Raw genomic sequence first — 1,797 nt, forward strand, 5'->3', positions numbered from 1 at the left:
CAGGACCCGGTCGCATTCAAGCTGTCCGCCAAGTACCACGAGAACGGCAAGGGCGTCGCGCACGGCGACCTCAACGGCGACGGCTACGTCGACCTCATCGGCACTAACAGCAGCGGCCTCGACTTCGGAGGTGACGGCCAGCAGTATAACTGGGTGCCCGGACCTCTGTTCATGTGGGTCAACCAGCCGGGCGACAACAACTGGATCACCCTCAGGCTCCAGGGCCGAATGGCGATCGACGGCACCGGAAGCAACGCCGACGGCATCGGGGCAAGGGTCCACCTCACGGCCTCGGTCTCTGACGGCGACAGCCCGCTGACCCAGGTACGTGAGGTCAAAGCCGGTTCCAGCTACATCTCGATGGACACCGTTGAATTGGAGTTCGGCCTGGGGAACGCAACTACCGTCGACGAGATTGTGATCACGTGGCCCAGCGGACGCACTCAGGTGTTAACGGATGTTGCCGTCAACCAGGTACTGTCGGTTTCTGAACCTGAGCAGTAGTCGGAGGACGTCGGGCCGATTACTTGAGGCAGCCTCCCGAGAGCCTAAACATGTCCGACCCGCATCTGCCTGTACAGACCGATGGCGGTGGCAACCAGGTTCGGCGCGAGCACTGCCCATAGGATCGCGGTAGCAGTCACATCGTTGCTCTCGTACGACACGTACGGATCGATGACCGTCTTGTAGCCGTATGCAGCCCAGGCCGCGGCGACTCCCAATAGCTCCCACCCCAGCACATGAGGCGAACGGAGCTTGGGGGCGATTTCAGACCCGAGCCAACCCAGCGCCGTCCCCACTCCTGCGGCAGTCCCTATACCGCAAAACAGCATGACCACGTACACATCGCTCGCCCAGAAGTACCCCGCGAGTACCAGGTCTCCGAATACGAACCTGAGCAGCACGCGCGCCAGGATAAGAGAGGCAAATCCGAAAAGAGCCGACAGCCCGAACCCGGCTATCACTCGCAGGAAGAAGACGAGAGAAGGTCCCATCCGTTGAGGCTACGCCCTCCTGGCCAGCTTCGGGTCCAGCGCGTCGCGGAGTCCGTCGCCAACAAGGTTGATCGCCAGCACGGTGATCGTCAGGACGAGGCCTGGGAAGAACGCCACCCAGACGGCAGTCTGCAGGAACGTGCGCCCGAGCGCTAGGATGTTGCCCCAGCTCGGTTGGTCCGGTGGAATGCCCAGTCCAAGGAAGCTGAGTCCGGCCTCGACCAGCACGGCAGAGGCGAACACGAACGTTGCCTGCACGATAACAGGGGCGAATGTGTTCGGTGCTACATGCTGGAGCAGCACGCGCCAGGTCGGCGCCCCGATCGCACGAGCGGCCTCCACGAACTGGTACTCTCGCAGGCTCAGTACCTGCGAACGCACGATCCGCACCATGCGCGGCGTGTCCACCACGGTGATAACTATGATGACGTTGGTGGGGCGAGCGCCAGCAGCAGCGTCGGGAACGACATCAACGCATCCATGAATCTCTGAATGACCATGTCCGCCTTGCGGTCATATCCGGACACCAGCCCGATAATCATCCCTGCGCCAACGGTCAGCACCGCAACGCTGAATCCAACCAGCAGCGAAACACGCCCGCCATGAAGTGTGCGCGAGTAGATGTCCCGACCCGTGGTATCGGTGCCGAACCAGTGCTTGGCGCCGGGAGCCATCAGCCTGTCAACAGGATTGAGCTCCAGTGGGTCGTACCGATCGACCGTACCGGCGAAGATGGTGAAGAACGAAATAATTGCCAGAATGCCGAAGCCGATCGCCATATTGGGATTCTTCCCAAGCGCTC

2 protein-coding genes and 1 pseudogene are annotated in these 1,797 nt (G+C 61.7%); 1 reads left to right on the plus strand and 2 read right to left on the minus strand.

Annotated features, from left to right (window positions below; translation table 11 throughout):
* Nucleotides 1-504 (plus strand): ASPIC/UnbV domain-containing protein (locus J4G14_03500; protein MCE2456860.1); only part of this gene is annotated, 504 nt, incomplete at its 5' end.
* 44 nt (nucleotides 505-548) lie between these two features.
* Here J4G14_03500 and J4G14_03505 read toward each other — a convergent pair.
* Nucleotides 549-995, minus strand: a complete 447-nt coding sequence (locus J4G14_03505) for a hypothetical protein (GenBank protein ID MCE2456861.1) — start codon at nucleotides 993-995, stop codon at nucleotides 549-551.
* Nucleotides 996-1,004: 9 nt separating this feature from the next.
* Nucleotides 1,005-1,797: pseudogene (locus J4G14_03510) on the minus strand (ABC transporter permease).

Source organism: Dehalococcoidia bacterium, assembly GCA_021295915.1.
Taxonomy (GTDB): Bacteria; Chloroflexota; Dehalococcoidia; order Lucifugimonadales; family UBA1123; genus VXRN01.